General features: G+C 65.1%; 14 protein-coding genes and 1 pseudogene. 9 read left to right on the top strand and 6 right to left on the bottom strand.

The genetic code is table 11. The annotated features are described in order from the left end of the window. Nucleotides 1–103: 103 nt before the first annotated feature. Together N4261_RS19015 and N4261_RS19010 are read left to right on the top strand one after the other, a co-directional pair. Nucleotides 104–2572: a penicillin acylase family protein gene (locus N4261_RS19015; RefSeq protein ID WP_261756840.1), complete on the top strand. Its 2469-nt coding sequence runs from the start codon at nt 104–106 to the stop codon at nt 2570–2572. Between the two features lie 340 nt (nt 2573–2912). Beyond that, nucleotides 2913–4205, top strand: a complete 1293-nt coding sequence (locus tag N4261_RS19010) for an MFS transporter (RefSeq protein ID WP_261756839.1) — start codon at nt 2913–2915, stop codon at nt 4203–4205. Nucleotides 4206–4246: 41 nt separating this feature from the next. Here the strand turns inward: N4261_RS19010 and N4261_RS19005 are convergent, their stop codons facing one another. The 3 genes from N4261_RS19005 to murI form a co-directional block, all read right to left on the bottom strand. Then, the gene (locus N4261_RS19005; protein WP_261756838.1) at nt 4247–5038 is read right to left on the bottom strand and encodes an SDR family NAD(P)-dependent oxidoreductase; all 792 of its coding nucleotides are present in this window, start codon (nt 5036–5038) and stop codon (nt 4247–4249) included. Between the two features lie 308 nt (nt 5039–5346). Then, the gene (locus N4261_RS19000) at nt 5347–5835 is read right to left on the bottom strand and encodes a YybH family protein (RefSeq protein WP_261756837.1); all 489 of its coding nucleotides are present in this window, start codon (nt 5833–5835) and stop codon (nt 5347–5349) included. A gap of 141 nt (nt 5836–5976) precedes the next feature. Continuing rightward, entirely contained in the window at nt 5977–6987 is a 1011-nt protein-coding gene (gene murI / locus N4261_RS18995) for a glutamate racemase (protein WP_261756836.1), read from the bottom strand. A gap of 193 nt (nt 6988–7180) precedes the next feature. On the opposite strand from murI, the gene N4261_RS18990 reads away from it, so the two are divergent. The 7 genes and pseudogenes from N4261_RS18990 to N4261_RS26165 all read left to right on the top strand — a co-directional run. Beyond that, on the top strand, nt 7181–7936 hold the full coding sequence (locus N4261_RS18990) for an electron transfer flavoprotein subunit beta/FixA family protein (RefSeq protein ID WP_261756835.1): 756 nt from the start codon (nt 7181–7183) through the stop codon (nt 7934–7936). 126 nt (nt 7937–8062) lie between these two features. After that, nucleotides 8063–8992 carry an electron transfer flavoprotein subunit alpha/FixB family protein gene (locus tag N4261_RS18985; RefSeq protein ID WP_261756834.1) on the top strand — a complete coding sequence of 310 codons (930 nt, stop codon included), beginning with the start codon at nt 8063–8065 and terminating at the stop codon, nt 8990–8992. Nucleotides 8993–9115: 123 nt separating this feature from the next. Further along, entirely contained in the window at nt 9116–10909 is a 1794-nt protein-coding gene (locus tag N4261_RS18980; protein ID WP_261756833.1) for an acyl-CoA dehydrogenase, read from the top strand. A gap of 184 nt (nt 10910–11093) precedes the next feature. Further along, entirely contained in the window at nt 11094–12047 is a 954-nt protein-coding gene (locus N4261_RS18975) for an NAD(P)H-dependent flavin oxidoreductase (protein WP_261756832.1), read from the top strand. A gap of 846 nt (nt 12048–12893) precedes the next feature. Continuing rightward, on the top strand, nt 12894–14435 hold the full coding sequence (locus N4261_RS18970; RefSeq protein ID WP_261756831.1) for a methyl-accepting chemotaxis protein: 1542 nt from the start codon (nt 12894–12896) through the stop codon (nt 14433–14435). Nucleotides 14436–14762: 327 nt separating this feature from the next. Then, nucleotides 14763–17495, top strand: a complete 2733-nt coding sequence (locus N4261_RS18965; RefSeq protein ID WP_261756830.1) for a 2-oxoglutarate dehydrogenase E1 component — start codon at nt 14763–14765, stop codon at nt 17493–17495. Nucleotides 17496–17756: 261 nt separating this feature from the next. Continuing rightward, nucleotides 17757–17849 (top strand): annotated as a pseudogene (locus N4261_RS26165) (electron transfer flavoprotein subunit beta/FixA family protein); the annotation flags it as partial. A gap of 17 nt (nt 17850–17866) precedes the next feature. Here the strand turns inward: N4261_RS26165 and N4261_RS18960 are convergent. The 3 genes from N4261_RS18960 to N4261_RS18950 all read right to left on the bottom strand — a co-directional run bounded on the left by N4261_RS18960 (nt 17867) and on the right by N4261_RS18950 (nt 25000). Continuing rightward, nucleotides 17867–20020, bottom strand: a complete 2154-nt coding sequence (locus N4261_RS18960) for a hypothetical protein (RefSeq protein WP_261756829.1) — start codon at nt 20018–20020, stop codon at nt 17867–17869. 612 nt (nt 20021–20632) lie between these two features. Next, nucleotides 20633–22786, bottom strand: coding sequence for a hypothetical protein (locus tag N4261_RS18955; protein ID WP_261756828.1), 2154 nt, complete (start codon nt 22784–22786; stop codon nt 20633–20635). Between the two features lie 522 nt (nt 22787–23308). Further along, nucleotides 23309–25000, bottom strand: a complete 1692-nt coding sequence (locus N4261_RS18950; RefSeq protein ID WP_261756827.1) for an ABC transporter substrate-binding protein — start codon at nt 24998–25000, stop codon at nt 23309–23311. Nucleotides 25001–25192 lie beyond the last annotated feature (192 nt).

Here is a 25192-nt window from a genome sequence, read left to right as displayed (position 1 = left end):
CGGGGGACAGACGTCGCACCGCGACCGTGCTGCACTTTCACCTCATGCCTGAGACCGCAGCCGTTCGTGTGCTGCGACGACATCAGGCAGAAGAGGAGACTGAATGAAGCAAGCCTTTCGCGCCGCCGTGACCGCAGTCATCGGCTTGTTGTCTGCTGCCTTGCTGGTGGCCTGCGGCGATGACGGCTTGTTGCCTGACGACGCGACCTTCTCCGCCGAGATCCGACGCACCCAGTTCGGCATTCCGCACATCAAGGCTGCGGACGAAAAAGGACTCGGCTACGGCGTCGGTTATGCCTTTGCGGAGGACAACTTCTGTCTGCTCGCCGATGTGGTGGTGTCGGTGAATGGGGAACGGTCCAAATACTTCGGACCGACCACCACCTACGACCCGAGCGGCCGCGGCCAGCAGCTGAACCTGAGCAGCGACTTCTATTTCAAGTCCCTCAACGATCCGGCGCTGGTGCAGGCGACCTGGGACCGCCAGTCCACCGAAATCAAGGACCTGGTCACCGGCTATGTCGCGGGCGTGAATCGCTATCTGCGCGACAAGGGCGTGGCCAGCCTTCCGGCGGCCTGCAAGGATCAACCCTGGGTGCGGCCGATCACGACGCTGGACATCATGCGTTTGATGCGCCGCTATGCGGTGGAGGCCAGTGGCGCCCAGTTGATGGATGCGCTCTACGCGGCACAACCTCCTGCGGCCGCACTTGCCGTCAATGAGCGAGCGACGCTGTCCAAGCGCGCCGCTGCGGGTGCCGTGGCCGGCGCTGTGAAGGGTGCCGCAGCAACGCCAGTGGCGGCTTCAGCCGCTGCGTATATTCCCCCGGCGCCTGGTTTCTGGGCCCAGCGTTTCGACACCAGTCGACTGGGCAGCAATGGCGTGGCGCTGGGCAAGGACAGCACCGCGTCCGGCTCCGGGCTGCTGTTGGCGAATCCGCATTTCCCATGGGTGACCGCGCTGCGCTTCTATCAGCTGCACCTGACGATCCCGGGCAAGCTGGATGTGATGGGCGCGTCGCTGACCGGCTTTCCCGGGGTCAACATAGGATTCAACCGGAACGTCGCTTGGACGCACACCGTCAATTCGTCGCGGCATTTCACGCTGTTCTATCTTGCGCTCGATCCGGCCGATCCCACCCGCTACCTGATCGATGGGCAAAGCAAGCCGATGACGCGCCGAACGCTGACCGTCGAGGTGCCAGACGGCAAGGGCGGCTTCACCCCGGTCACCCGGACCCAGTACGCCACCGAGCACGGCCCGCTCATCAAGATCCCGGGTCAGTTGGAGTGGACCGCGTCTGCCGCCTTCGCCCTGCGTGATGCCAATGCCGACAACGACCGGCTGTTCATGCAGTGGTGGGAAATGGACAAGGCCGACTCGATCCAGGCCTTCAAGTCCTCGGTCGAAACGCTGCTGGGCATTCCCTGGGTGCAATCGATCGCGACCGACAAAGCGGGCAATGCCTACTACGCCGATCTGACGCCCGTGCCGCATGTGACTGCAGCGAAAGAGGCCGCGTGCATCGGCGCGCCGTTCAGGCCGCTGATCGCGCAAGGGCTGTATGTGCTGGCGGGCACCACCGCGGCCTGCAACTGGGGCGACAGCGCCGATGCGCCCCAGCGCGGCATCTTTGCCGCCCGTGAATTGCCCAGTCTGATGCGCACCGACTATGTCCAGAACAGCAACGACAGCGCTTGGTTCACCCATCCGGCTCAGCCGCTGACCGGCTTTCCCTCCATCGTCAGCATCGACGGCAAGGAACTGAGCGGCCGCACCCGCATCGGCTTGAGCCAGATCGCCGCGCGCCTGGCCGGCAGCGACGGGCTGCCGGGCAATCGATTCGACATGGCGTCGCTGCAATCCATCGCGTTCTCCAACCGCTCCTACTTCGCCGGCCAATTGCTGGACGACCTGCGGACGGCCTGTGCGGGCGGCGGAAGCGTGACGGTCGATGGCAGCGCCGTCGACATCACCCGCGGCTGCCAGGTGATGGCCTCCTGGGACGGCAAGGCCGAGTTGAGCAGCGTCGGCTGGCCGCTGTTCTTCGCTTGGCAACAGTCGATCAAGGCGAGTGGGGTGAATTTCTGGACGGTGCCGTTCGATGTCGCCGATCCGGTGAACACCCCGCGCGGCCTGCGGGTGAGCGACGCCGCAGTGACCGAGGCCGCACGCGTGGCGATGGCGCGCGCGATGCGCTCGCTGGACCAGCAATCGCTGGACTACACCCGGCCTTGGGGCGAGATCCAGGTGGCGGTGCGCGGGGCCAAGCGCATCCCCATGCATGGCGGCAACAGCGCCGACATCTATAACGCCATCGTGAGCGTTCCGATCGGGGATGGACAGTTCGATGTGCGCTTCGGCTCTTCCACCATCTGGACGGTCTCTTTCGATGGCGATGTGCCGCGGGCCGAAGGCTTCCTCACCTATTCGCAGTCCACCGATCCGACCTCTGCGCATTTCTCGGACCAGACCGAACGCTTCAGCGCCAAGCAATGGATCCGCTTTCCCTTCACGGAGGCCGCGATCAGCGCCGACCCGACGCTGACCACCCAACGCCTGCGGGAATGAGCCGTGGCCGAGGACGGGATGAGGCGTGGTGGAGGCGTGATTGACGTGTGGATGAGGTGCAACTGAGGCGAGGTCGCGTTCGCCGCGCTGACGTCCTCGGGTGGACGTCAGCGCGTGGACGTGTCCCTGCAGGTTCGATGCGAACACCGGGCAGGGTCAGGTGTTTACAGTCCGGATCGAACTGAGGTACACCTCAGCCTCCCACCCTGGAAGGCGCCGCGAGCAAGGGGCTTGGATGCGCGCCAGGGACGACAACCCGCTGATCGTTGGCTTGCCCGTGCAGCGTACGGGGCCGGCCTTCGGTCCTGGCAATTGACGGCGCCCGACGCACGATTCCTTCATGGCCATGTTTGCGCAGCATCTGTTGAACACCGGCGTGCGCAAGCGCGAAGTGCTGGGCTGGTCGATGTACGACTTCGCCAACTCCGGCTACACGACCGTGGTCCTGACGGCCGTCTACAACGCCTATTTCGTCGGTGTGCTGGCCAAGGACCATGCCTCGGCCACCTTGCTGTGGACGTCGTTGATCGCCTTCTCCAGCTTCCTGGTGATGGTCACCATGCCGGGTCTGGGCGCCTGGGCCGACGCGCATGGGTCCAAGAAGCGCTTGCTGGGGATCTGCACCGTGGGATGTGTGCTGTCGACGGCGGCCCTGGCCTGGTTCGGCCCGGCGCAGCTGTGGTGGGCGGCTGCGGCGGTGGTGCTGTCCAATCTGTTCTTCTCCTACGGCGAATCGCTGATTGCGGCCTTCCTGCCGGAGCTGGCGCGGCGCGATGCGCTGGGTCGGGTCTCCGGCTGGGGCTGGGCGTTCGGCTATCTGGGCGGCATGTTGTCGCTGGGGATCTGCCTGGCCTATGTGCTGCGCGCTCAGGCCGCGGGGAACACCGCGGAACAGTTCGTTCCGGTGGCCCTCTTGATCACTGCCGGCCTGTACCTCATGGCCGCCGCGCCGACCTTCCTGCTGCTGCGCGAGCGCGCCGATCCCTGCGCCACCCGACGCGCGGGCCGCGTGGGTGCGGGGCTGGGCCAGCTCTGGGCCTCGTGGCGCCGGGCGCGCGCCTATCCGGACTTCCTGCGCCTGCTGGCCTGCGGCACCAGCTACCAGGCCGGCATCGCTGTGGTGATCGCCCTGGCGGCGGTGTATGCGGAGCAGGCCTTGGGGTTCACGCAGGCGCAGACCATGTCGCTGGTCTTCCTGGTCAACATTGCCTCGGCCGTCGGCGCCTTCGGCTTCGGCTATTTCGAGGACCGCATCGGGCACCAACCCGCGCTGGCCTACACGCTGGTGGGATGGATGCTGATGACCGCACTGGCCTACCTGGCCACCAGTGCCTGGCTGTTCTGGATTGCCGCTGTCATTGCGGGCCTGTGCATGGGATCGAGCCAGTCCTGCGGGCGGGCGCTGGCCGGCGCCCTGGCCCCGCATGACCGGCTGGCGGAGTTCTTCGGACTCTGGACCTTCGCCACCCGGCTGGCAGCGATCATCGGCCCGCTGACCTACGGCGCGGTCACGGTGCTGACCGCAGGCAACCATCGCCTGGCGATCCTGTCGACCGGCGTGTTCTTCGTCCTGGGATGGTGGTTGCTGCGCCGGGTGAACATGGCCCGAGGCCTGGCGCGCGCGCTGGTCTGAACGTCTGGACAGGATCGCTGACCGCAGCGCGCGCCGCCAGCTCAGAACGCGCTCTTGACGACGCCGCCGTCGACCCGGAGCGCGGCGCCGGTCGTGGCCGATGCCAAGGGACTGGCCACATAGGCCACCAGCGAGGCCACCTCCTGCGGCGAGGCGAAACGCCGGATCAGCGAGGTCGGGCGCACCTGGTCGAAGAACTCGGCCTCCACCTGTTCGAAGCTTTTGTCGCTCGACCGCGCCATGCCATCGACGAAGTCCCCCACACCGCGCGACTTGGTGGGCCCCGGCAGCACGCTGTTGACGGTGATGCCGGTGCCTGCCACCGACTCGGCCAGCCCGCGCGACACCGCCAGCTGCGCGGTCTTGGTCATGCCGTAGTGAATCATCTCGGTCGGGATCTGCACCGCGCTCTCGCTGGAGATGAAGATGATCCGGCCCCAGTTGGCCTGCTTCATGCCGGGCAGTACGAGGCGGGACAAGCGCACGCCGCTCAGGACATTCACGTCGAAGAAGTGCAGCCAATCGGCATCGGGAATGTCCTCAAAGGCCTTGGCCTCGAAGATGCCGAGGTTGTTGACCAGGATGCTGATGCCGGGATGGCGTCGCACCAGCTCCTCGGCCGCATCGGCGCGACTGAGGTCCCCGGCATAGCCCAGCACCGTGCCTGAGGTCTCGGCGCGGATGCGGGCCACCGCGTCATCCACCGCCGCCTGCGTGCGGCCGTTGACGATCACGCGGGCACCTTCCCGCGCCAGCGTGAGCGCAATGGCGAAGCCGATGCCTGCGGTGCTTCCGCTCACGAGGGCCAGTTGGTCGTTGAGTTGCAGGTCCATGTCGATCTCCAGGAGGGTTCGGATGAATCAAAGGGGGCTCGATCCGCTGCGCCATCGCGCCAGTGCACGGCGTGCCTCAGCACACGGCGCACTGGTTGTTGCGTCGCGGTACTTGGCGTGAGGGTGATGATGGCGGGGAATCGGCCACTGCGTTGCGCCGGCCGGACTTGCCCCTCGAGCCACACCGCCTTCGGACCTCTGTCCCACGGCGATGCGCCGATGCGCCCGTCATCTCGTGACGAGGACGTTCTGGACGGCGCGGCCCCTCGCTCCGAGCTCATCCTGAGACTGGAGCGGTCGCCGGTCGCTCAATGGGATGTCGTCGAGGCGGCCGTATCGGCAGCGCCGGGCTCACTGGCCGCGCGGCCGTTGGGATCTTCCGATGACACCGCCTTCATGTCGGCGAACGAGATCGGCACCGACGTGTGCTGATGCACCACCCGCCATTGGCCCGCCTCGCGTTGCAGCACGGCCGACAACCGGTCCTCCATGGACCGCAAGGTGGCGCCGGACCGGTCGATGGCCGCGAATCGCAGCAGCGCGCTGCCGGCGGCGAGATCGCCCGACGACCAGGCCGAGACCTGGCGCCAGGTCACCTGCACGCGCTCCTCGCCCAGGCTGCCCAACCAGTCGTCGATCATGGCCCGCCAGGCCGGCTTACCCTCCAGCGACCAGCGCTCCCAGCAGTCGAAGACCTTCAAATCATCGGCGTAGAGCGCGGCGCAGCGGCTGGCGTCCTTGTCGAAAACCGCGCGGGCGTACTGGTCCAGGAAGTCGTCGAAAGGGGAGCGGCTCATGGCGGGATCCGGTGGGTCGAGGAAGGCCCTCGGTGAGACGACGTTCAATGGCGTCGGTTTTCGACGGCGCCGCATCCAGCGCCACATCGCGGGCCCCATCAAGCGCCGTGCCCGTGCTCCGTGCGCCGCGCCTCGGCCGCCTCAGGCGCTGATCTGCGTCGCCTGGAGATCCGTCCACCCCAGCGCTTCGTGGGCCAGTCGTTCCAGGGGCACCGGGTCGCCGGTGCTTTCCAGCACGATCGACGCTTGCGCCGGTGCGGGCAAGCCCAGCGCCTCCCAGCGCCGCTGGGCCTGGCGGGCGACAGCGTCCTCGATGTTGAGCACCTGAACTTCCGGCCCCAGCGCGGCCTGGATCTGCGGCTGCACCAGCGGATAGTGGGTGCAGCCCAGCAGGACGGTGTCGACGCCGGCGTCGCGCAGCGGGGCGCAGTAGGCGTCGATCAGCTGTTGGAGTGCCTCACTGCGCAGGTCGGCTTTCTCGATCAGCGAGACCAGGCCTGGGCAGGCCTGGCTGATGAGCCGGACATCCCCGGCATGGGCGGCCACCAGGTCCTCGTAGCGACGGCTGGCGATGGTCGCGGTGGTGGCCATCACGCCGATCCGGCCGTTGCGGGTGGCCGCGACCGCCGGCTTCACGCCGGGCTCGATGCCCACCACCGGCCAATCCGGCCAGCGCTCGCGCATGGCGTTGACCGCATGCGCGGTGGCAGTGTTGCAGGCCACCACCACCATGCGCGCCCCCGCCGTCCGCAGATGCTCGGCCACCCGCAGGCTGCGCTCGCGGATGTAGTCGCTGCTGCGTTCCCCATACGGGGCGTGCGCGGCATCAGCCACATAGTGAAGCGGGACATCGGGCAGCCGCGCGCGCAAGGCCTTCAACACCGTCAGACCGCCCACGCCGGAGTCGAAAACGCCGAGACTGGGCGGCAATGCCGCGCCAGCCCGCGTGATGGGCACGGCCGAGGTGGAAGGCGCCAGCGGTGCGCCGGAAGGCGGAGAGGTGGATGGCGAGGTCAACGACGAGGCAGCCGGCGGCGCGCCGAACGCCCCGGCCGAGCGGGGCAGGGCGGGGGCGGTCGAGTGGCCATGCGAGGGGGAGGCGGCATCCAGCGGCGAACCGCGGCCGATGGGCGGGAGGTCGGGCGTCGTCATATCAGGGGGAGCAGTCTAGAAGATTCCCGCTTGGCGGCGCCGGCGTCATGGCTAGAATAGAACGATCGTTCGTTTTATTTTGATCCCAGGCCGTCGCGGGTCGATGCGACCTGACGGCTGAGTGACACGGGTGCGGCGCAGGCCTCCCATAGAATCGAATTAACGTTTACGTCAATCCGCCTGGAGTGCTTCGATGAAGGTATTGGTCCCCGTCAAACGAGTCGTCGATTACAACGTCAAGGTGCGCGTCAAGAGCGACGGCACCGGTGTGGACATCGCCAACGTGAAGATGTCCATCAACCCCTTTGACGAGATCGCCGTGGAAGAGGCTGTGCGCCTCAAGGAAAAGGGTGTGGTCACCGAGGTGATCGCCGTGTCCTGCGGCGTCACGCAGTGCCAGGAAACCCTGCGCTATGCGATGGCCATCGGTGCCGATCGCGCCATCCTGGTCGAGACCGCCGCCGATGCCGAACTGCAGCCGCTGGCCGTGGCCAAGCTGCTGAAGGCGCTGGTGGACAAGGAGCAGCCGCAGATGGTGATCCTGGGCAAGCAGGCCATCGACGACGATTGCAATCAGACCGGCCAGATGCTGGCCGCGCTGACCGGCATGCCGCAAGGCACCTTCGCTTCCAAGGTCGAGGTCGTTGAGGGCAAAGTCAACGTCACCCGCGAGGTCGATGGCGGCCTGGAGACGGTCAGCCTGTCGCTGCCGGCAGTGGTCACCACCGACCTGCGCCTGAATGAGCCGCGCTATGTGACGCTGCCCAACATCATGAAGGCGAAGAAAAAGCAGCTGGACGTGGTCAAGCCGGCCGATCTGGGCGTGGATGTGACGCCGCGCATCAAGACGCTGTCGGTGGCCGAGCCGGCCAAGCGCGGCGCCGGCATCAAGGTGCCGGATGTGGCGACCCTGGTGTCCAAGCTCAAGACCGAAGCCAAAGTGATTTGACCCACCCCCATCCCGCCTCGCGCGCGTGAGGCGAGCGCACCCGAAGACGCCGGCTGTGCCGGCGTCGCGGGATCCGCAGGGTTAAGACATCGACGTCGGCCAGGCCGACGCGCATGGAGATAAGACATGACCTCTCTCGTCATTGCTGAACACGACAACACGTCCCTGAAGGGCGCCACCCACCACACCGTGACCGCCGCCGCTGCGCTGGGCGGCGAGGTGCATCTGCTGGTGGTCGGATCGAATGCCGCCGGCGTGGCCGCGGCCGCCGCCAAGATCACCGGCGTGACCAAGGTGCTGCATGCCGACGGCGCCCAGTTCGCCGAAGGCCTGGCCGAGAACGTCGCCGCGCAGGTGATCGCGATCGCCAAGGACTACAGCCATCTGCTGTTCCCCGCCACCGCGGCCGGCAAGAACGTCGCCCCGCGCGTGGCTGCGCTGCTGGATGTGGCGCAGGTCAGCGACATCACCAAGGTGATCAGCCCCGACACCTTCGAGCGTCCGATCTACGCCGGCAATGCAATCGCCACGGTGCAATCGCTGGATGCGGTGAAGGTGATCACGGTGCGCACCACCGGTTTTGATTCCGCCGCAGAAGGCGGCAGCGCATCGGTGGAAACGCTGACGGCCGCCGCTGACAGCGGCAAGAGCAGCTTCGTCGGCCGTGAGGTCACCAAGAGCGACCGTCCGGAACTGACTGCCGCGAAGATCATCGTCTCGGGCGGCCGCGCGATGGGCAGCAGCGACAAGTTCAATGAAGTCCTGACCCCGCTGGCCGACAAGCTGGGCGCGGCCCTCGGTGCCTCGCGTGCCGCGGTGGATGCGGGCTATGCGCCCAACGACTGGCAGGTGGGCCAGACCGGCAAGATCGTGGCGCCGCAGCTCTACATCGCCGCCGGCATCTCGGGCGCGATCCAGCATCTGGCCGGCATGAAGGATTCGAAGGTGATCGTGGCGATCAACAAGGATCCGGAAGCGCCGATCTTCTCGGTGGCCGATTACGGCCTGGAAGCGGACCTCTTCACCGCCGTGCCGGAGCTGGTCAAGGCCCTGTGATCGGGGTCTGAGTTCCGCCAACGGACGGCAGACGGCCGCGCGCGGTCCCAGGACCGACGCCGCCACACGAACAGGGCGCCCGCCGACGAAGCGCGGCGCCCTTTTTTCATCCGGAGACAAACCATGACTTACCGCGCCCCGATCAAGGACATGCTGTTCGACATGCAGGCCCTGGCTGGCCTGCAGACGCTGTCCGAGCAGATTCCCGCCTTTGCCGATCACGGTCTGGATACCGCTCAGGCCGTGCTGGAGGAGTCGGCGAAGCTGAATGAGGATGTCATCGCCCCGCTGAACTTCGAGGGCGACAAGCATCCGTCCACCTTCAAGGACGGCCAGGTGTTCACCACGCCGGGCTTCAAGGACGCGTTTCGTCAGTATGTCGACGGGGGATGGCAGGGGCTGCAGCATCCCGAGGCTTACGGCGGCCAGGGGCTGCCCAAGACCATCGGCACGGCGTGTGGCGAGATGGTGCAGGCGGCCAATGTCAGCTTCGCGCTGTGTCCGCTGCTGACCGATGGCGCGATCGAAGCGCTGCTGACCGCCGGCAGCGAGGCTCAGAAGCGTCTCTTCATCCCGAAGCTGCTGTCGGGCGAGTGGACCGGCTCGATGAACCTGACCGAGCCGCAGGCCGGTTCCGACCTCGCGCTGGTGCGGACCCGCGCCGAGCCGCAGGGCGACGGCACCTACCGGGTCTTCGGCACCAAGATCTACATCACCTACGGCGAGCATGACCTGACCGACAACATCGTCCATCTGGTGCTGGCCCGGGTGCCCGGTGCGCCGGAGGGCGTGAAGGGGATCAGCCTGTTCCTGGTGTCGAAGTTCCTGGTGAACGAAGACGGCTCGCTGGGGGCGCGCAACGATGTGCACTGCGTGTCCATCGAGCACAAGCTCGGCATCAAGGCCAGCCCGACGGCGGTGCTGCAGTTCGGCGATCACGGCGGCGCCGTCGGCACGCTGATCGGCGAGGAGAATCGCGGCCTCGAATACATGTTCATCATGATGAATGCGGCCCGCTTCGGTGTGGGCCTGCAGGGCATCGGTGTGGCGGACCGGGCCTATCAGAAGGCGGTGTCCTATGCGAAGGACCGGGTGCAGTCGCGTCCGGTGGACGGCTCGCAGCCGGGGCCCGCCGCGATCATTCATCATCCCGATGTGCGCCGCATGCTGATGACGCAGCGAGCGTTGGTGGAGGGGTGCCGGGCGATGGCTATCGATGCGGCCGCCGCCTACGACATCGCCCATCACCACGAGGATGCCGACGCCCGCAAGGAAGCGCAGGCCTTCTATGAATTCATGGTGCCGCTGGTCAAGGGCTACAGCACCGAGATGAGCCTGGAGGTCGCCTCGCTGGGCGTGCAGGTGCATGGCGGCATGGGCTTCATCGAGGAAACCGGCGCGGCGCAGTACTACCGCGACGCACGGATCCTGACCATCTACGAAGGCACCACCGCGATCCAGGCCAACGACCTGGTCGGTCGCAAGACGGTGCGTGACGGCGGTGCCTTCGCCCGCGGCGTGGCCGCACAGATCGAAGAGACCGAAGGCGCGCTGGCGGCCAGCGGCAGTGCCGATGCGCAGGCGGTGCGGACGCAGTTGGCGGCGGCACGGGCCTCGTATGTGCAGGTGGTGGACTTCATTGCCTCGCATGCCAAGGCCAAGCCCAATGCCGCCTTCGCCGGTTCGGTGCCGTATCTGATGCTGGCGGGCAACCTGATGGCGGGCTGGCAGCTGGCCCGTTCGCTGCTCGCGGCGCAGGAGCGGCTCAGCGCGGGTGACGACACCCAATTCATGACGGCCAAGATCGCCACGGCGCGCTTTTATGCCGAGCACATCCTGCCGCGCTGCCATTCGCTGCGCGATGCGGTGGTGAACGGCGCTGACAGCACGATGGCGCTGCCGATCGACGCGTTCTGACCCGTTCCGAAGCGTTCTGACGCGCGTCCGAAAGCGAAGCGGCCGCGGCGTCGGGCGCCGGCTGGGACCCGGTCGGCGCGACGATGCTTCGCGATCCGCCCCGACGCACGGTGACTCATTTCCAACGAACCGAAGCACCGGTGCGTCGAAGCCTCGACGCACCGAACCCAAGAGGAGACCTCAGGTGGCACTTCCCGCGTTGTTCAACTCATTGCGCTTGCCGGTGATCGGCTCGCCGCTGTTCATCATCAGCAATCCGAAGCTGGTCATTGCCCAGTGCAAGGCCGGCATCGTCGGATCGATGCCGTCGCTCAATGCGCGGCCGGCGGAATTGCTCGACGACTGGCTCGCCGAAATCACCGAGACGCTGGCCGCGCATGACCGGGCGCATCCGGAGGCGCCGGCTGCACCGTTTGCGATCAACCAGATCGTGCACAAGAGCAACGACCGTCTGGAGCACGACATGGCACTGTGCGCCAAGTACAAGGTGCCGATCGTGATCACCTCGCTGGGCGCGCGTGAGGACGTCAATGCGGCGGTGCACGGCTGGGGCGGGGTGGTTCTGCACGACATCATCAACAACAAGTTCGCCCACAAGGCCATCGAGAAGGGCGCGGACGGCCTGATCGCCGTGGCGGCAGGGGCCGGTGGCCATGCGGGTGTGAAGAGCCCGTTTGCGTTGATCCAGGAGATCCGTGAATGGTTCGATGGCCCGCTGGCGCTGTCGGGCTCGATCGCCAGCGGTGATGCCATCCTCGCGGCGCAAGCGATGGGAGCGGACCTGGCCTACATCGGCTCGGCCTTCATCGCCACCGAAGAGGCGCGCGCGTCGGACGACTACAAGCAGATGATTGTCGAGAGCAACAGCGACGACATCGTCTACAGCAACCTGTTCACCGGTGTTCACGGCAACTACCTGCGCGGCTCCATCGTCAAGGCGGGCCTGGATCCGGACAACCTGCCTGAGAGCGACCCCACGAAGATGAACTTCGGCGGCAACGGTGCCAAGGCCTGGAAGGATGTGTGGGGCAGTGGACAGGGCATCGGCGCGATTCGCGAGGTGCTGCCTGCCGGCGAACTGGTCGCCCGCTTCGATCGCGAGTACCGCGCTGCCCGCCAGCGCCTGGCGATCGCCTGAAGACCGCTCCGTAGGCCGCCGCCGCCCCGACAAACCGAGGACGGACCGGCCACCCTCTCCCCATCGATGACCCGTTCGTCGAGTCGCTCTGGGGATCGTTCGTGGAACCGCTCAGTGAACCGCGCGGTGAATCGATCGATGAATTGATCGGTGAACGGTGCGGTGATTGGTGTGGGGCAATTGCTCGGTGATTCGAGCAGGCGATGCCGGCCTCCCTGGGAGTGAATGCGAAGCGCCTGAACGGACAGGGAGGCCGGCATTGCCTGCGACTGCGCTGTTGGCGGAAGGAAGGGGTGACCGACGCGATGGCGGAGAGCCTCCGCCGAGCGCCGCTTCTGCTTGAAGGCGGTGAGACGAGAACGCGCAAAGGGGGAAGCTCGGTCGTGATTGAAGCGGACGATGCCGGCCTCCCTGGGAGTGAATGCGAAGCGCCTGAACGGACAGGGAGGCCGGCATCGTCTGCGACCGCGCGGTTCGTGGCGGTGCAGGACCCTTGTGCGCCATAGCGCGAAGGAATGCCGCGCAAGATCACTGCACGAACGAAAGAAGAAAGAAGCCCCGTCATTTCGCAACCCACCCAGAAAGCTCCCCTTCGAGGAGCTTTTTTCATTTCCGAAAGGAAAAAACAACCGTCCGATCGGTCGAAACGGGCGTTTTTCGCCCGTTGGTTGCGCTATCCGCATCCTTGTCGCGCCATTGACCCCCTGAAACTGCGGAAAACTGCGCAGCTTTCGGCACTTCAAATGAGGGATTGACCTTCCATGTAAAAACCGGGCTAGACCTGAAATGTAAGCAATGGTTTGATGGACGACATTCCAATCATTTCAAGTCGTCAGGGAGAGCCTCATGAAGTTGGCCGACGTCCGAATCGGATCACGTCTCGCGGTGGCATTCGCCGTCATCATTGCCTTGTTGCTGGTCATTTTGGGCGTGGGCATCCGCGTCATCAACGGTGTCAATGACACCATGAGCCGGGTGGTCGAGGACCGCTATGCGCTGATCGCGCTCACGACTCAGGTCAAGAGCGTGGGCGACCGAGGCGCCATCACTATTGGCCGCCTGCTGCTGGCGTCCACGCCGGAAGCGACCAAGAGGTACATGGACGACTACGCCGGTATCCGTCAGACCAACTCGGAGAACCTGGCCAAGCTCGAGAAGATGCTGCGCACCGATGAGAGCAAGAAGCTCTTCGAGGAGCAGTCGGTCGCGCGCAAGGAATACGGCGCAGTCGTGCGGAAGATCTTTGACCAGCTCGCCGCCGGCCAGCGCGAATCGGCGATGGCGCTCTACCAGGATGAGTTGCCCGGTCCCCAGGCTCGCTATTACGCGCTGATCGACAAGATGGTCGACTATCAGGCCGCCAGCATGGCCGGCGATGTGGCCGAAGCTCTGGATCGGTCCAGCAGTGCCAAGCTGGACATGGTCGGTGCCTCCGCCCTGGCGTTGCTGATGGGCATCGGCACGGCGCTGTTCATCACCCGCTCCATCACCCAGCCGATCGAGCGCGCCATCAAGCTGGCGGAATCGGTGGCCGCGGGTGACCTGACCTATCGGATCCAGGTGACCGGCAAGGATGAAGTGGCCCGTCTGATGACGGCGCTGCAGAACATGGTCGAGAACCTGCACCGGATCGTCACCGAAGTCCGCACCGGGGCCGACACCATCTCCAATGCCGCTCAGGAAGTGGCCCAGGGCAACCAGGATCTGTCGGCCCGCACCGAGCAGCAGGCCAGTGCGCTGCAGCAGACCGCCTCCGCCATGGAGCAGCTCACCGCCGCCGTGCGCATGAGCGCCGACCATGCCGGCGAAGCGAACCGTTCGGCCACCTCGGCCTCGGGCATTGCCACGCAAGGCGGCGAGGTGGTGGGTCAGGTGGTGGAGACGATGACCTCGATCTCCACCGCCTCGCGCCGCATCGTCGAGATCATCAGCGTCATCGATGGCATCGCCTTCCAGACCAACATCCTGGCCCTGAATGCGGCGGTGGAAGCCGCTCGGGCCGGTGAGCAGGGCCGCGGCTTTGCGGTGGTGGCGGCCGAGGTGCGCAGCCTGGCGCAGCGCAGCGCCACGGCGGCCAAGGAGATCAAGCACCTGATCGACGACTCGGTCCATCAGGTCGACACCGGCAGCCGCATGGTGCAGCAGGCCGGCGAAACCATGCAGCAGGTCGTGACCAGCATCCGCCAGGTGAGCCATGTGGTGGCGGAGATCACCGCCTCCAGCCGCGAGCAGAGCGACGGCATCGAGCAGGTGAATTCGGCCGTCATTCAGATGGATGACTCGACGCAGAAGAACGCCGCGATGGTGGAGCAGAGCACGGCCGCCGCGCGTGCGCTGCAAGACCAGGCCAGGCAGTTGAATGACGCGGTGCGTGCCTTCGCCCTCTGAGGCGGGCCGCACGCGACAGGCAAGGCGCCGCGAGCCCGCGGCGCCCCAGGCGGTGATGCCAGGCCCACGGCCTGATGCAGGCACCGCCGCCGGCCGGTGACACACCACCGGGCCGGCACGACAGGTGGGTTGGAGGGGACTGGAGACAAGACCGGCCACAGAGCCGGAGGTCACGCAGCCCGGGAGGAATCCGACCGCTGTCCGACCGCCGTTCATCGAGGACGGTGGATCGGTTGGCACAGGCGCCGTTCGAGCGTCGAGGGTCACCCGTGGGCGTGAAGAGCCCGTCTCAGCCGAGCAGCCTCTTTCATCGTCAAGGGAGTCGACATGTCAGTCCACACATCGTTCGGGCGTCACGCCTGGGCGCTTCGCTGCAATTTCGATCGCGATACCGATCCGTCGGACGCGACGGTTTCCGAATCGCCGCGCCTGCGGCCCGGCATCGCCGCGCTGCTCGAGGCATTTCGCCGCAACGGCCATCAATGGGCGCGACTGGATCCGCTGGCGATGCCCGATGAAGCCAGCGCCGAGGCGCCGGCCTTGGGCGACCGGTTCGACGATCCGCTGCTCCATCCGGCGCAGTTCGGGCTGTCACCTCACGACCCGGTCGCGGACGATGGCGCCACAGTGCTGGGCGCCTCGGATGTGGGGGCCTTGCGAGAGCGGTTGCAGGCCCTGTATTGCGGCACCTTGTCGCTGGACCTGTCCGCGGTGCGGGATGAGGACCGTCGCCGCTGGTGGCAGCAGCGCATGGAGGCGCCCCAGGCGCCGCTGACCACGGCCGGCGCGCGCGATCTGCTGGCCCGCCTGGCGCGGGTGGAAGGCTGGGAGCGCCATCTTCAGCAGCGATTCCCCCATGGCAAGCGCTTTTCGCTGGAGGGTTGCGAAGCGCTGCTGCCGTTGCTGGATGCGGTACTCGACGCCGCCGCAGGACAGGGCGTCGATCAGGTGCTGATGGGCATGCCGCATCGCGGCCGGGTGAATGTGCTGGTCAACCTGATGGGCCGTCGCGTCGATGAGATCACCGACTACTTCGAGACCGCGCCGGCGCATCCGGAGCGGCAGCGTGATCTGGTCTATCACCTCGGCGGCGAGTCGCAGGTCCAGACCTCGAACGGCCCGGTGCGGGTGCGGCTGTCGGCCAATCCTTCGCATCTGCAGAGCGTCTATCCCGTCGTTGTCGGCATGACGCGCGCGGCGCGATCGACCGCCGCCGATCGGCCCGACCGCTGCATGGCGGTTGTGATGCACGGCGACGCGGCCTTTGCCGGCCAGGGCGTGGTGATGGAGACCTTGGCCATGGGTCAGAAGCCCGGCTATGAGGTGGGCGGCGTGGTCCACATCATCATCAACAACCAACTCGGTTTCACCGAGCCCAACCGCATGGATGCGCAGGCTGCACGCTACTGCACCGATCCCACCCGCATGGTGGATGCGCCGGTGCTGCGCGCCAGTGCTGATGATCCGGAAGCGGTGCTGCGGGCGGCGCGTCTGGCCGTGGACTACCGCGCGCGCTTCGGGACCGACGTGGTGATCGACCTTGTCGGCTATCGACGGTTCGGCCATTCCGAGCATGATGTGCCGGCATTGACCAGTCCCGACCTGTATCGGCGCATCCCTGCCAAGCCGGGGGTGACGACGCTGTATGCGCAGCAGCTGGCGGCCAGCGGTCGGCTGGCACAGGCGGTGGCCTCTCAACTCGCTGATGAGGTCAATGCCTTTGATCCCGCGAGTCCCCTGTTGAGTGCGACGCCAATCGGTGGCGAATCGACGACGCCTCCGAACGGCGCCGTCAATGGCGCGGCGAACGCATCTTCCGCTGCAGGCGCGTCGAAGGCACCGAGCGATGTCATGCCGCTGCACGAGCTGCTCACCGCGCTGGCCGATCTGCCGCCCTCGTTCCAGCCGCATCCGCTGCTGCGTGACCAGTTGGCACGCTGGCGCGCCATGGCGGCGGACGACCGACAGCCCGCGGACTGGTGCACCGCCGAGGCGCTGGCCTGGGCACAGGTGCTGCAGGCCGGCGTGGGCGTGCGCCTTTCGGGTCTGGATGTGCAGCGCGGCACCTTCTTGCATCGGCATGCGGTGTGGCATCACCAAGGTGGCGAGGGTGCGACCTCGTCGGCCCCGGCGCCGTCCACCTGGACGCCGCTGGCGCGCTTTGCCAGCAAGGCCGCTCGGTGGGAGGTCCACAACTCGGTGCTTTCGGAAGAAGCGGTGCTGGGCTATGAATACGGCCACAGCGTGCAAGGGCGCGATGTGCTCACCGTCTGGGAGGCGCAGTTCGGCGACTTCGTCAACGGCGCGCAGGTCTATCTCGACCAGTACATCAGCTCCGGCGAAGAGAAGTGGGGCGTGGACGCCTCGCTGACCGTGCTGCTGCCGCATGGCTATGAAGGTGTGGGGCCGGAGCATTCGAACGGTTTCCTCAGCCGGGTGCTGCAGCTCTGCGGTGCGGACAACCTGCGGGTGGCCATGCCCTCCACCTCGGGCCAGTACGCGCAGCTGCTGCGTCGTCAGGCCTTGGACCCGGTGCGCAAGCCGCTGATCGTGCTGACGCCCAAGGCGGTGTTGCTCGGTGAGTCCCGCAGCCATACCCCGGTGGGCGAGGTGGCGGGCGGCCACTTCCAGACGGTGCTGGACGATGCCAGCCTGGATGAGGCGCAGGCCGGCGCGGTGCGGTCGATCGTGCTGTCCAGCGGCAAGGTGCATTACGACCTGCTGTCCGGTCGGGAGGCGCAGCCGGAGGCCGCATCGACCGCGCTGGTGCGGGTGGAGCAGCTCTATCCGTTCCCGTCGGCGGCGCTGGCGGCCGTGTTGCGTCGCTATCCGCAGGCCGAGCAGATCACCTGGGTGCAGGAAGAGACCCGCAACCAAGGCGCCTGGCACTTCGTCCGCGATGAACTGACGTCGCTGCTGCCGGCGGGCGTGGCCCTGCGGGAGGTGTCCCGCGCGGTGACCGCCGCCGGCGCGACCGCGTCGGCAGCGATTCACCGGCAGCAGCAGGCGGCGTTGGTGCGTCGCGCGCTGACGGTCGATCTGAGTGCCGACATCGACTGACGGACGCATCCAGCGGCGAATCCGGCGGCGAATCCGTCGGTCCATGCGCTGACCCATGCGCCGGCGGAGCGCGGCGGTCCGGCCTCGGTGCGACATCCCATCGCGCCGAGGCGGGCGTCACTTCATCGTCGTGAAGCGGCCCTGCGGCCGATCGTCCGATCGATGCACCGCCTGCACCGTGTTCTTCCTCGCCCACGGCATGCGGGCAGATCTTTCGATCCGCGCGTATGGCACTGTCCGGTTTAGCGGGCCGCCGGGGGCGTCTCGCCGACAGCGACCGGGGTAGACATCGCCATCGTGAAGATGTCCATCAGCCCCTTTGACGAGATCGCCGTGGAAGAGGCTGGGCGACTCTAGGAAGAGGGGGGGGATTAAAGCACTGTGGAATCCAGTGTGAAATGGATGGTGGAAGACATACCAATATTGCCAGAGGAATCTTGCGCCTGCACCATCAGATATTTCTCACCGTCGGTACCGAAAACGCTGGAAGCAATCTCACGCGTCTTGGACCAATCAGACCACGACAGCCCATTATCCTCGCTGTAGCGGATTTGATCATCGGTGAACAAGCCTGCGACCTGGATCGTTCCGTCAGACGTGATGCCGTCCGTCGAAGAGGCGCCCGTGTCATTTTTCAGCGAGAGAATTGGGGCCTTCGGAGGAGTGCCGTCGTAGACGAGCGTGAAGGTACGTGTCGCCACGTTCCCAGCCTCATCGGTCGATGTCGCCATCAGCGTATTAACACCTGGCTCTAAATAGCCCGCAATCCACACGGCCGAACCTCCGGCGTCAATGTTGTATGTTTGTCCGGCGAAGGTGACTTTCGTTTGGCCATCAGATGTCACTTTGAATGAGCTATATGTGTTCAGGTACACAACTTGTGACGCTGGCCAGAATTTCACTTCTTTAATGGGGATGATTTCAATGAGCGGGGCTACCGTGTCCACTTTCAACGTCACCGTGGTTTCAGCACCTGCGTTGCCAGCTTCATTGACTTGACGGACGAGCACTGTGTTGCTGCCCTCTTCGAAATATCGGGTGGAAAGAACGCCGTTGTCAGTCCCCAGGCGCCAATGATCATCCCCACCCACCTTGAATTCCCAATGCGCGTTGGGGTCCAATGCGCCAATTGCAAGATAACCGTTTGCTGAGATCAGATTGTTGGTTGCCACGGTGCTGCTGTTTTTCATCACAGACGCTGACAACAGCCCGGGCGTTGAAAAATCGACGGAGAGGTCGAGTGACTGGATGTTGCTCACATTGCCTGCGCCATCCGTCTGCCGGACGTCAACCCTCTGACTTCCTTGAAGTAGATCGGTCGATGGCAGTGCACTGCCTTGCCCATGATGCCAATCGCCGCCGTCCACGCGCCATTCCCACGTCCCGCCTGCCTCGAGTTGGGACAGGTTGACAGAGCCAGACGCGTTCAGCACCGGCACGGCGCTGCTTGTCGTCAGAACAGGCGCGTCGGGCGCTGTCTGATCCAACTGAACGACCAGCGTTTTAATGATCACGGTTTCCGGGTCATCGCCCTGCTGGTAAACCTCAACGACATTGCTTCCGTCCTTCAAGGCTTCCGCGGGGATCTGGGCATGTGTCCCCAGTGTCCAGGTCGCACTGCCATTCACCCGGTAATACCAGGGGGCGTCGTTGGCCAAGCCGGTCACCGAGATCGTGCCGTCGTGGGTCAAGCCGTCGGTCGGTGACATACCGGTGTCGTTGACCAATGCCAACTCCGGCGAGGAGTCAGGCGCACGCACGCGCACCGCCATCGTCGCGATATCGCCGATTTGCCCTTGATCATCGATCTGTGCCACTGTCACCGCATGCACGCCCCTGCTGATCGCATCGGCGGGAATGGACTGACCCTCGCCTGTTACCCAGACCGTGGAGTTGTCCAATCGGTAGACCCAGCGATTGCCGGGCGAGGTCAATTGAACGTCGATATGGTCGGACGGATCAATCGTGCTCCGTCCGCTGCCAGTAGACAGGCGCGGCGCCTGTAAAAGCGGATGCGCTGCCGAATCAGCCGGTGTCATCGAACGGTCGGGTTGGGATGACGAGGCGGATTCGGAGGGGCTTCGTCCGGGCACTGTTGATGGCGACACCAAGCTGGGTTGCTGCCCTGCGGCGCCGCTTCCGCTGCCTAGCGCGGCAGCTGCGAATGCCACTCCGCCGACACCGCCGATGAGCCACGGCAACGGCAATAGCGCACCACAATTCTGATTGTCATCGCCTGCCTGCCCCTCTTTGCGACATGAGGTGTCGGTGGCCTCGGTCGGTTCGCTCAAAGACAGGTCCGGCTCACTGGAAGGCGCCGAGTCGGCGGGGGCGGTCGGAGGGTTTGGAGCCCCTGCGTCAGCGATGTTGTGCTCGAACAGGTCGCTGGGCTCTCTGTCAACTTGCGAGACAACCGCGTCCGGGAGGCCCGTCTCATTGCCTTTGACGGCTTTTGACGTTTGACGGCCTGCAGTTTTCCTCGAAGCAAGTTGGGCGGCGTTGATGGCTTGGACGGGTTGGTTCACAGGTATTACTCCGTTGGGTACTGGTTACGAAAGCGCAGGCATCAGTTTCAGCGCCTGAGCTGTCACATGGCACCTCAACAAATCCGTGGTTTACGGAGCTCGAATGGCAAAAACCTGCAGCATCGTGTGCAGTTAATAGTTATTTCGAGTCCGAGCTACCCGCGCTCACCGCGCCACTCAACCGCTACGCTCAGCCGCTGTACTGCGTCGATTCCCGGGGACGGCGGCAGTCTCCAGTCTCCACGGCGGCCGTGGGGGTCGCCTGGGCGGGTCGAAGCAGGTCTTCTCTTGAACGACTGGCGACGGCCGTTGGCTGAAAGCCAGCGACGAGTGAGCGACCAGCGGATCTGCATGTCGCTCGTCCGCTTCTGCTGTGATCCATGGCCCGCCCCGTGGGGGAGAGGGAGGGTGAGTGCCTCACGCCGCAGCGTCGGGCGAAGCGCGCCATCGGCGCCTGTGAGCAAGCGGCTGAAGCCCCGGCACGCCCTCCCGGGCACGCCGAGGACCGCCTCACTTCATCGTGGTGAAGCGTCCTTCCGGTCGGTCATCGGAACGATGCACCGTCTGCACCGACTTTTGCATCGCCCAAGGCCGCACTTGATGGTGCGGTGGTTAAAGCACTGTGGAATCCAGTGTGAAATGGATGGTGGAAGACGCACCGATATTGCCAAGGGTGTCCATCGCCTGCACCATCACGCGTTTCTCACCGTCGTTACCGAAAACGCTGGAAGCAATCTCACGCGTCTGTGACCAATCAGACCACGACAGCCCATTGTCCTCGCTATGGCGAATTTTATCCTCGTACTGCAAACCTAACACCTCGATCGTTCCGTCAGACGTGATGCCGTCCATCGAATAAGCGCCTGTGTCATTTTTCAGCGAGAGAACTGGGGCCTTCGGAGGAGTGCCGTCGTAGACGAGCGTGAAGGTACGTGTGGTCACGTTCCCAGCCTCATCGGTCGCTGTCGCCACCAGGGTATTGGTGCCTTCCTTCAAATAGCCCGCAACCCACACGGCCAAACCTCCGGCGGCAATGTTATATGTTTGTCCGGCAAAGGTGACTTTCGTTTGGGTGTCAACTTTCACTTTGAACGAGCTATCCGCATTCAAGTACATGTAATGTTCATTTGGCAGGAAAGACGCCTCTTTAATGGGGATGATGTCGATGACCGGGGCCACCGTGTCCACATTGAACGTCACCGCGGTTTCCGTACCTGCGTTACCGGCTTCATTGACTTGACGGATGAGCACTGTGTTGCTGCCCTCGTCGAAATATCGGGTGGAAAGAACGCCGTTGTCATTCCCCAGGCGCCAATGATCATCCCCACCCACCTTGAATTCCCAATGCGCATTGGGGTCCAATGCGCCAATTGCAAGATAACCGTTTGCAGAGATCAGATTGTTGGTTGCCACGGTGCTGCTGTTTTTCATCACAGACGCTGACAACTGCCCGGGCGTTGAAAAATCGACGGAGAGGTCGAGTGACTGGATGTTGCTCACATTGCCTGCGCCATCCGTCTGCCGGACGTCAACCCTCTGACTTCCTTGAAGTAGATCGGTCGATGGCAGTGCACTGCCTTGCCCATGATGCCAATCGCCGCCGTCCACGCGCCATTCCCACGTCCCGCCTGCCTCAAGTTGGGACAGGTTGACAGAGCCAGACGCGTTCAGCACCGGCGCGGCGCTGTTTATCGTCAGAACAGGCGCGTCGGGCGCTGTCTGATCCAACTGAACGACCAGCGTTTTAATGACCACGGTGTCCGGGTCATCGCCCTGCTGGTAAACCTCAACGACATTGCTTCCGTCCTTCAAGGCTTCCGCGGGGATCTGGGCATGGGTCCCCAGTGTCCAGGTCGCACTGCCATTCACCCGGTAATACCAGGGGGCGTCGTTGGCCAAGCCGGTCACCGAGATCGTGCCGTCGTGGGTCAAGCCGTCGGTCGGTGACATACCGGTGTCGTTGATCAACGCCAACTCCGGCGAGGAGTTAGGCACATGCACGCGCACCGCGATCTTCGCGAAATCGCCGATTTGCCCTTGATCATCGACCTGTGCCACTGTCACCGCATGCACGCCCCTGCTGATCGCATCGGCGGGAATGGACTGACCCTCGCCTGTTACCCAGACCGTGGAGTTGTCCAATCGGTAGACCCAGCGATTGCCGGGGGAGGTCAGTTGAACGTTGATATGGTCGGACGGATCAATCGTGCTCCGTCCGCTGCCAGTAGACAGGCGCGGCGCTTGTAAAAGCGGATGCGCTGCCGAATCAGCCGGTGTCATCGAACGGTCGGGTTGGGATGACGAGGCGGATTCGGAGGGGCTTCGTCCGGGCACTGTTGATGGCGACACCAAGCTGGGTTGCTGCCCCGAGGCGCTGCTTCCACTGCTGAGCGCGGCGGCTGCGAATGCCACTCCGCCGACACCGCCGATGAGCCACGGCAACGGCAATAGCGCATCACAATTCTGATTGTCATCGCCTGCCTGCCCCTCTTTGCGACATGAGGTGTCGGTGGCCTCGGTCGGTTCGCTCAAAGACAGGTTCGGCTCACTGGAAGGCGCCGAGTCGGCGGGGGCGGTCGGAGGGTTTGGAGCCCCTGCGTCAGCGATGTTGTGCTCGAACAAGTCGCTGGGTTCGTTGTCAGCTTGCGAGACAACCGCGTCCGGGAGGCCCGTCTCATTGCTTTTGACGGCTTTTGACGTTTGACGGCCTGCAGTTTTCCTCGAAGCAAGTTGGGCGGCGTTGATGGCTTGGACGGGTTGGTTCACAGGTATTACTCCGTTGGGTACTGGTTACGAAAGCGCAGGCATCAGTTTCAGCGCCTGAGCTGTCACATGGCACCTCAACGAATCCATGGTTTACGGAGCTCGAATGGCAAAAACCTGCAGCATCCTGTGCAGTTAATAGCTATTTCGAGTCCGAGCTACCCGCGCTCACCGCGCCGTTTGGCCACTCAATCGCTCCGCTGCGCTCAGCCGCTGTATTGCCGCAATTTCCGGTAACGGCGGCAGGTTCCATGGCCGCCGTTGCGGTGGCCTGGACTGGTCAAAGCAGGTCCCTTTTGAACGACCGGCGACGGCCGTTGGCTGAAAGGCAGCGATGGGTGAGTGACCAGCGGATCTGCATGTCGCTCGTCCGCTGCTGCGGTGATCCATGGCCAGCCACGGGCCCCGTGGGGTGAGGGGTGAGGGTTGAGTGCCTCACGCCGCGTCGGCGACGCGCGCCATCGCCGCCTGTGAACAAGCGGCTGAAGCTCCTCGGCACGCCCTCCCGGGCGCGCCGAGACCGCCTCACTTCATCGTGGTGAAGCGTCCTTCCGGCCGGTCATCAGAACGATGCACCGTCTGCACCGATTTCTTCATCGCCCACGGCCGCACCTGATGGTGGATGGGGATCAGCAGCACCTCATCGCGCAGGCGCAGCAGACCCTCCCTCAGCAGCGCATTGCGCTTGGACACATCGCCCTCGACCTTGGCGGCATCGATGATCTGATCGAGCTTCGCGTCGCTGATGCGGAAGTAATTGCCGCTGCCGTCCGCGCCGCCGGTGCGGGTGTGGGTCAGCGATTGCAGCGTGTAGAGCGCGTCATAGGTCGGCACGCCCCAGCCGTAGAGGAACAGCTGGTACTCGAAGGCCTGCAGCTTGGGGCTGTAGGTGCTGAAGGATTCGGTCTGCAGCCGCGCCTTCACGCCGATCTTGGTCCACATCGCGGTGACGGCGACGCAGATCTCCTCGTCATTGACATAGCGGTTGTTGGGGCAGTTGAAAGGCACCTCGAAGCCGTTGGGATAACCGGCCTCCGCCAGCAGCTTGCGGGCGCGTTCGATGTCGGCCTTGGCCGGTAGGTCGATGTCCGGCGTGTTGCCGTTCACGCCCGGTGCCACCATGATGCCCGCCGGCACCGACAGGCCGCGCATCGTGGCGCGCTTGAGGGCCTCGCGGTCGATGGCGATGGACAGCGCCTCGCGCACCCGCTTGTCCTTGAACGGGTTCTTGCCTTGGACGCTGCTGTTCTTCAACTGGTCGCTGCCCTGGTCCAGGCCGATGAAGATGGTGCGCACCTCATTGCCCTCCAGCACGCCCAGACGGCCGTCGGAGCGCAGCCGGGCGACGTCCTGGGTGGGGATGTCGGTCAGCAGGTCCACATCGCCGGAGATCAGTGCGGCCACGCGGGTCGGGTCTGACTTGATCGGCGTGTAGATGATCTCTTCGACATTGGTCGCGTTCTTCGCATCCCACCAGTCCTTGTTCTGGACCATGGTGATGCGCTGGTCCGGCTGCCAGCCGGTGATGCGGTAAGGGCCGGTGCCATTGGCCGCGCGGGTGGCCACCGTCTCTTCCTTGGACTTGAAGTCCGGCAGGTTGGTGGCCTTGTTCTTCTCCGCCCAGGTCTTGCTCATGATGCGGAAATCGACGATTTGGCGCAGCAGGATCGGATTGGGCGCCGCCAGGATCAGATCCACCGTGTGGCTGTCGACCTTGCGGATCTCGGTGATGCCGGCAATGAACGGATGCATGGTGCCGTTGGGCTGCCGGATGCGGCCGAAGGAGAAGACCACGTCGTCCGCGGTGAAGGGCGTACCGTCGTGGAACTTGACGCCCTTGCGCAGCTCGAAGCGCCACTGGGTGGGGCTGGTCTGCGTCCATTTGGTCGCGAGCGCGGGCTCGACCTGATAGGTCTTGTCGTAGCGGGTCAGGCCTTCGTAGCCCTGCTGGGCGATGGTGTTGGTGGTGCTGTGGTTCTGCGAATGCGGATCCAGCGTCAGGATGTCGTTCTGCGCCGCCCAGCGCAGCGTCGCCGCCTGAGCGGTCGGCACCACCGTGACCGCAGTGGCCAGCGCGAGGCCGACCCCCAGCGCCAGGGAGGTCAGCGGCGTGCGCCGCGATGGCTGTGCCTCGGCCAGCAGGGCGGCGCCGGGGCGCCGTTCGTTCTCGTTCCAGCGCGCGGTGCGCATCCAGGCGTCAATCAGTCGGGTGGACATGAGCGTGCAACTCCCTGCGGTTCGTGATGCGGGGAATGCTATCGGGGCCTGAGCGCCCGGAACGTCCGGCGGCACTGGGGATTGCCCGGATCAACCGAAGAAAAAATCGAGCTGGGGGCTCGGAAAGTCAGCGCGTTGGCCCGTCATTGGGGAAGACGGAACGGGCGCGGGGGTGAGCGCACCGTCAAAGCG

The organism is Roseateles amylovorans, from assembly GCF_025398155.2.
GTDB lineage: Bacteria > Pseudomonadota > Gammaproteobacteria > Burkholderiales > Burkholderiaceae_C > Roseateles > Roseateles amylovorans.
Note: the sequence above shows the minus strand (reverse complement) of the source record. Positions and strands in the feature narration are given on the sequence as shown.

Excerpts from the sequence above, each read along its gene's own strand:
- N4261_RS19000 (WP_261756837.1), bottom strand. The coding sequence starts at position 5,835 with ATGAGCCGCTCCCCTTTCGACGACTTCCTGGACCAGTACGCCCGCGCG.
- N4261_RS18980 (WP_261756833.1), top strand. The coding sequence starts at position 9,116 with ATGACTTACCGCGCCCCGATCAAGGACATGCTGTTCGACATGCAGGCC.
- N4261_RS19010 (WP_261756839.1), top strand. The coding sequence starts at position 2,913 with ATGGCCATGTTTGCGCAGCATCTGTTGAACACCGGCGTGCGCAAGCGC.
- N4261_RS18985 (WP_261756834.1), top strand. The coding sequence starts at position 8,063 with ATGACCTCTCTCGTCATTGCTGAACACGACAACACGTCCCTGAAGGGC.
- N4261_RS18970 (WP_261756831.1), top strand. The coding sequence starts at position 12,894 with ATGAAGTTGGCCGACGTCCGAATCGGATCACGTCTCGCGGTGGCATTC.
- N4261_RS18950 (WP_261756827.1), bottom strand. The coding sequence starts at position 25,000 with ATGTCCACCCGACTGATTGACGCCTGGATGCGCACCGCGCGCTGGAAC.
- murI (WP_261756836.1), bottom strand. The coding sequence starts at position 6,987 with ATGACGACGCCCGACCTCCCGCCCATCGGCCGCGGTTCGCCGCTGGAT.
- N4261_RS19005 (WP_261756838.1), bottom strand. The coding sequence starts at position 5,038 with ATGGACCTGCAACTCAACGACCAACTGGCCCTCGTGAGCGGAAGCACC.
- N4261_RS19015 (WP_261756840.1), top strand. The coding sequence starts at position 104 with ATGAAGCAAGCCTTTCGCGCCGCCGTGACCGCAGTCATCGGCTTGTTG.
- N4261_RS18965 (WP_261756830.1), top strand. The coding sequence starts at position 14,763 with ATGTCAGTCCACACATCGTTCGGGCGTCACGCCTGGGCGCTTCGCTGC.
- N4261_RS18990 (WP_261756835.1), top strand. The coding sequence starts at position 7,181 with ATGAAGGTATTGGTCCCCGTCAAACGAGTCGTCGATTACAACGTCAAG.